The organism is Streptococcus sp. ST14, from assembly GCF_046098195.1.
GTDB lineage: Bacteria > Bacillota > Bacilli > Lactobacillales > Streptococcaceae > Streptococcus.
The window spans coordinates 1-6,430 of record NZ_JBJUSF010000045.1 but is presented as its reverse complement, the minus strand read 5'-3'; the positions used below and the strand labels follow the sequence as shown (position 1 = coordinate 6,430).

Below are 6,430 nucleotides of genomic sequence, written 5' to 3'. Positions count from 1 at the left end.
TAGGCTCAATAATTTTAGCGCCATATCGTGCCGCATGTTTGTCCGAAATGGCTCTCAAATTTTTTAAGGTTTTCTTTTCCCAGCGAAATTTCTTGAGCGTTGAGGTATTGGTGGTATTAAGTATGATATGGTTATGAAGATGATCTTTATCCGTGTGGGTTGCGATCACAAACTCATAATTTCCACCTGTCAATTCTAATATCGTTTGACGGCCAATTTCATGAACCTGCTCAGGAGTCAAGTTATCATCTGGAGAAAAAGACTGGATAATGTGATGAGCCAATACTTGTTTTCCTGAAGATAATTCTTTCAAGTCATCATCTCCTTTTTTAAAGGCTGCAGCTAATTTTGTCATGACCATTTCTTCGTCTGCTACACTAAAATCAGAGATCCCATTGCCAGATACTAGCTTCATTTGAAGCTCGCCATTATGATAGACAAGAGGGAAATCAAGATCACTTTCTGCAGTTTCTGATACAAGAGTTTTCGCTTCATTCAGAATATAGCGTACAGCTATTTTTAAATTGGAAGGAGTTTTAATTTGTTTGGGTGTTTTGATTACTACCATTCGTCATACGTCCTTATTGTTTTCACTTTTCGTTCCTGTAAACTTTTCTTCTCCGCACTAGAAAGTTTGACAGCTACCATCTCTTTCAACTCAGATAGATAGTCAATGACTTGTGCCACTTCCTCTGGCCTAACCCCTTGATTTTCATTGGCATGTTTGGCAATTTGGTTGATGTTCGTACCCACTCGATTGATGGCAACTCGAAGGTCTTTCAATTCAGAAAAATCAATTTGAACCACCTTCCCTTGTACCAGTTGATTCTTCGCATAGTATTGAAAAGATGGAACTCCCATTTGGGCCATCGCCGTTTTAATTTGACGATCTTCCTCTGGTGTTATTCGTATCAATTTTTGTATATAGCGTTTTCTATTTTCTCGTTTCTGCATTATTTTTTTATCCTCTTTCTCTCAAAGTCTCTGGCATTTTCTGACCAGGCATCAGCCCCTGACTTCCTTGTGGCAAGCGTAGCAAATGGATATCCATTTGCGAAATTTAAAAAAATCAGAGAAGGAGAACCCTGTAGTTTTCCTTCTTGATTTTCTCAGTTTTGGGGAAATCCCCAAGCCCCTTTCTTATATCTTTGGAGTACAACTTCTAACAATTTATCGTAACCAACTGAAGATGTTTTTGAAAATAGATGATTGCTTATCACTATTTTCTACACTTTTTTCTTTCTGACCTTGTAACTTTTCAGCTAGGACAGAAAGTTGTTGATCAGTTAGAGGCTGGAAAATCGACTGCCCAATTTGTATTTCTGTCAGTAAGATTTTTTCAGTGAGTACAGCTTGAAATTCTTCATCTGTAATCATCTTGAGTAGTTCAATATTTTCTTCTTCCCACTCCAAAAGAGCAGGATCTCCTTCAGGAAGTTGAGACTGTTCTTCCTCTAGTTGCTCCAGAACTTTTTGGCGAGTCAAGTCTTTAGCGTTTGGCGATACTCCTTGAACTCTGTCTCCATCCATGATTGGAATAAAGTCTGAAAGGATGATAATCAGTTGTTCTTCTTGTTCATTAGTCATGAGTGTTGTCCTCCTTGATGATGATTTGTTTTTAATTTGACCTTGGGTTTATTTGGGGTGTCCCGTTCGGTCATTTCGAGAAACCCTTCTCTTTTTTTGATTGTGCATCTGCTTTCAACTCCTGCTTGTGATCTTCGACAGCCTGCTTGCTCTGATCTTTAAACTTCTCCAGTTTTTGTTCAAAACTACGCTTCGTTTGTTTCTCCTGACTCAATCTTAATTGTTCCAATGCTTGATCCATCCGAACCATTAAACTTTTAGCTTCTTGTTGGACAATATCTAACTGTGCTTCTAAATCAGCAAGCGTCTCTTTATCTGCAGACCACCCAGATAGATAGTTAAAGGAATACTCTGACGTATCAATACCATAGTATGAAGAAACAACATAAGCGACACTTTCAGCCTGGAGTTCAGCAGTGCTTCTAGTTAGATTTTCCTTTTGAGGATTATCTGCATGATGCAACTCTGCATGAGCCATCTCATGTAAGAAAGTTTTAATAATTTGGGCCTTGTTCATCTCATTACTACGTAAAACAATTTGATTTTCTGGGACAGAATAATATCCATGTTTATTATTTTCCATCTCTTCAAATCGAACTGATACATCATTTTCTTTTGCAATAGCCATCAGGGAACGGTAAAGATTTGCATAGTCCAAATCAGTCAGCTGTTCTTTCACTTCTGCAGCTTTTGGCATCTCCTTTCCTTCTGTCTGACTAACATCAAAGACTGGTACTAGACCAAAGAATGTGACAGTTTCTGGTTTCCCATTTTTATCCAATATTGGTTGGTTATTTTCATCCTTTTTGATCTTCGTCATAGGTTTAAAAATACGTAAAGCCTTCTCACCTTTTTTTACATAACGGCCAAAGTTTTCTTTCCACTGTTTGAAAGAAGCTACTTGCCTTGCTTCAGGATTTTGTGCAAGAATTAAGCGCAAATTACGATTAGAATAATTATTTAGCTGGCTCATTTTCGTTAGATAGTCTCTGTACTTATCTGAATCCAGAAACTCCTTAATTCCTTCTTTAAGGTGACGACTTAATCCTGCCATATCTTTATTTTGAATAAAATCTGCAACTGCAAGACTGCCTGCTGCTAAAACAACTTCTTCCGCTTGTAGACCCTCTTCGACCTCTGGTTTAGAACCTGGCTTCGATCTAAAATCATACGGATTCGTTCCCTGAAGCAACTCCTCCTCATCAGAAACACCGTCAGCATCCGCATCACGTTTCAAGTCCTGCTTATTGTGTCCTTGTTCTTCTAGTTTGATTGCTTCCTCTTGTGATTTCTCAAATTCATCTCGAACTGTTGCGATCGTTTGTTCAACTTTTTCTGATAAACTTTTGATTTCTTTTTGCCATTTTTCTACAAGAGCTACTTGTTCCAATGGAGAGTCCTTGACTCCTAACTTTTCAAACCAAGCAGATAGGCTTTCGACCTCAACACTATCCATTCCATCAAAAGAGATAAACCCAAGACGACTATCATGACTACTATCTGTAAATCCAATTGGACTATTTTCCAAATCTCCAAACGGGAGTTGGGATAGAAGTTGATCTGCGTAAGGAGTATCTTCCAAAGCGTAACTGAACTGAGAAATATCTAACTCACTCGCCAATCTCTCCAGGTGATACTGAGTAAATATGGTCCCATCTATCTTCATCAATTCTGGGTACTCTCTCATTTCTCGTGTACCAAGTCTTTCTTTATGAGCGATTGGGTTAATCTCCTCACCGATATTGTAACGGATGCTATCCTGAATAAGTTCACCATCTGGAGCGTAGATACTAAACTGAATCTTAGTTGGAGAGAGATAGCCTTCTGGGTGACCATCAGTCACTTGTTTTAGCCCTTTTTGATGCAACGAATAGAAGCTCTGATTGGCCTTATATAGCTCCCTAGCGAAATCTTGATAAGATATCAGCTCGGTCTCTTTAAAGGGTAATTTCGGCCCACTTGGGCGATCCTCAGACCATTGAAGACGTACATGGTAGTTTTCCTTATAGATATGATCTTGTTTCCATTCCTTATAAAAATCTGAATTTGTATCTAGGAGGTGATCTTCTCCAGCTGCAGCAACAATCTGATCAAAATTATCATTGTGCTGTTTTGCATAGTCAAGATACTGATTCCAGGCTTGATAAAATTCTTCTGGAGTTTTTGAGATGTCACCTGGCACACCTAAATTATAGACAGTATCTAAGACTTGAGTAAAGGTAGCTGAATCAAGTGAGGTTTTATTCAATGTGTTCTTTGGAGCAATCTGTTCAATTTCTTTAGTTGTATCAGGCTTGATTTCCTCAAACAAGCCATTTTTCATAATGGATTGCAATTCTTTGCCCCCATCCTTAATATAGTTCTCATTGATCGATAGCTGTTCAATGTGGCCATCACGTTCACGGAAAACACCAAGAATAACTTTTTCCTTAGTTTTCTCTACATCAACTCTTAGATCTCTCTTAATTTTCATGAGAGATGCAGGGACACGTTCATCTCCTATATCTTTGAAAAGAAGTAAGAAATCCTCGTCTTTACTCTTAATAGCTTCTGAAAAGTTAAGTCGTTGTGCAATTCTTACTTCATCTAAGTTATCCAAAACAAACGATTTAGGATCAAGAATATCCTCTAACATAGGAATAACTTGTAATTTTTCTTTTAGACTATTACTAACCAGTATTTGATTATAGTCTCCCCTTCCCTCAGCAAAATCGACTACAAAATCTCCAGCATTTCTACCTGGAACAACTGGCCTGATTCCTGTTAAGTGTAAAAAGTTTTCTCGTTTAAAATTAACATCTAGCAAACTCACCTCTCCATTATTGGAATAGAAATAATAGATTTTACTATTCGCTAATTCCTCTAAATACCATTGAGATGATTTCTGAATAGAACCAGCGTACTGATTCATTCTTTTCAAATCATCAGATGTAATTGGATGGTATTTCGATTGTCTTCGTTGCACTTCCTCAAAAGTTGTGCTAAAATGTAAGTAACGATAGGGTGATGTCGGGTGACTGGCAACAGTTTGCTCAAAGGTTGCTGATAATTCAGCTTCAGGTTCGGCACTGCCTACAGCATCATGCTGTGAATAGCCCTCTCCACCACTGGCCCTATCATTCAAGCGCTCCTGACTTTGTTCAGGGGCTTTTTCTATGTACTTCAGTATTTGTGCATCTAAACGATCAATTTCTTTTCTGATAGACGTCGTACTATCCGCAAAATAAGCATCCCTTTCCAATCTAGTACGTTTTGCGAATAACTTGTCTAAATCAGTCGTTATAAATCGTGACATTTCTTTTTCAAATTGCCATGCCTGTAGTTCATAGTTAATGCCTAAATCTTCCCGAATTTTTTCTGCTAATTCATCTTCCCATTTACTATGCAATTCCCAAACTAGCTCTATAGATTCTTGATTATCTGGAGTTTGTTTTTCTTCAACCGTCTTATCTATACTAGTCGGATCAATGACGACTGTTTTTTTATTTTCTATCGAAAATGTGAGATTGTCCCAATTTTTTTCTAACCACCCTGCTTCGCCTTGATTTTTTTCAATAGGCTCTGGTTGTGGTGAGATTGATTTTTCCTGATTCGAGGGCGTTAATCCTACATTTTCTTGCCTTTGTTTGGCAAGTAATTCATCCACCTTCAGTCTTTCCTCATCTGTTTTCGGATGATACTTGATTTGTGAAGATAATTGAAACTCTCCTTCTTCAGTCAACTCCAGGGCAACTCTTCGTAACCCTTTTACAAAATACGTATTTGGTTGTTTTTGCCACTGGTTCACTAACCCCTCATCAATTAAGGCTTGAGTTGCTGGTTGAATGCTCGTTTTACCCATTTGTTCAGATATGGCCTCAAGTCTAGTCAACTCTTCTTGATAGCGTTTGAGAGTAGCTTTGGTAAAGAACGACTCCCCACGTTTAGCTTTTTCTAACTCTTCACGGATTCTAGGTATATTTTGAACACTCATCTCCAGACCACTTCCCTGACGATTCAACCCCATTTCTTTCAAATGTTGTTGGTGCTCCAGGCGCTCTACTCGCTCTTCCTGTTGCCTAATCTCATCCATCTTTGAGAAGACTTGACCTTCTATTTGTTCTTGCTTACGCATAAAGCTAGCACTGCCTCGCTTATCATTCATGGGTTGCCCATTTGTTAGTGCTTGGTGGGAATAAGCTCTTGAAATAGCCTCGTCTTGTTCACCCCTTAGTCGTTCCAATTTTCGACGTGCCTGGGCAAGACGACTGTTGTCTGGTGCGTCTTTCTCCAGTTGTTTTTCCTGCTTCAGAATCTCATTCCAGTCTGTCTTCTCCTGGCCTTCACGTTGTGGTGGTCTTGCATCGATAACTGGGATTTTCTTCTCCCGTAGTTTAGTGATAAAGTCTGTACCTGCTTTATCACGATCAACTGCCAGCGTGATGAGATCATCGTATTTATGATCTTGGAAAAGTGTGGATGTTTCCGCTGCAACAGATAAAAAGTTAGAGGTACGTGTTAGTTCACTAGACTTGGTATAATCCCTTTCATCCATCGTGAGTTCCCCTCGCTCCTGCAGAATTTCAAGAACATAGTGAGACAAAACTCCCTCTTTTAATCCTTCCATCGCAACTAGTCGAACATCGTTTAATTCGCCCTTATGAAGCTCATAATAGCTCATAAGGTCAATGGGTGCCTCTGTCACAATTAAACGCTTAGGAGAGCCTATAGAAACGTTTAAGCCACTAATAGATTCTGATTGATACATGATTTGTTTCAAGTATCCTTTGCCAGGATGACGTTCTTGATCAGGAACAAGTCCCTGGAGGCTCGCACCTACCAGTTGCTGATTTCTGTCCAAGTA

At 38.9% G+C, this 6,430-nt stretch carries 4 protein-coding genes; all 4 read right to left on the bottom strand.

Features of this window, described 5'->3' with window-relative positions; genetic code table 11:
* Nucleotides 1-568 (bottom strand): relaxase/mobilization nuclease domain-containing protein (locus tag ACIY19_RS10500; RefSeq protein WP_409003370.1); only part of this gene is annotated, 568 nt, incomplete at its 3' end.
* Complete coding sequence (gene mobC, locus ACIY19_RS10495) at nt 562-954, bottom strand: plasmid mobilization relaxosome protein MobC (RefSeq protein ID WP_409003369.1); 393 nt, start codon at nt 952-954, stop codon at nt 562-564. The genes mobC and ACIY19_RS10500, both read right to left, overlap by 7 nt.
* A 216-nt stretch (nt 955-1,170) precedes the next feature.
* Nucleotides 1,171-1,587 (bottom strand): hypothetical protein, encoded by a 417-nt coding sequence (locus tag ACIY19_RS10490; protein ID WP_101776582.1) that lies wholly within the window; start codon nt 1,585-1,587, stop codon nt 1,171-1,173.
* Nucleotides 1,588-1,657: 70 nt separating this feature from the next.
* A partial coding sequence (locus ACIY19_RS10485) for a PBECR4 domain-containing protein (protein ID WP_409003368.1) occupies nt 1,658-6,430 on the bottom strand: 4,773 nt, incomplete at its 5' end.

Coding starts and splice junctions, on each gene's coding strand:
- mobC (WP_409003369.1), bottom strand. CDS start 954: ATGCAGAAACGAGAAAATAGAAAACGCTATATACAAAAATTGATACGA.
- ACIY19_RS10490 (WP_101776582.1), bottom strand. CDS start 1,587: ATGACTAATGAACAAGAAGAACAACTGATTATCATCCTTTCAGACTTT.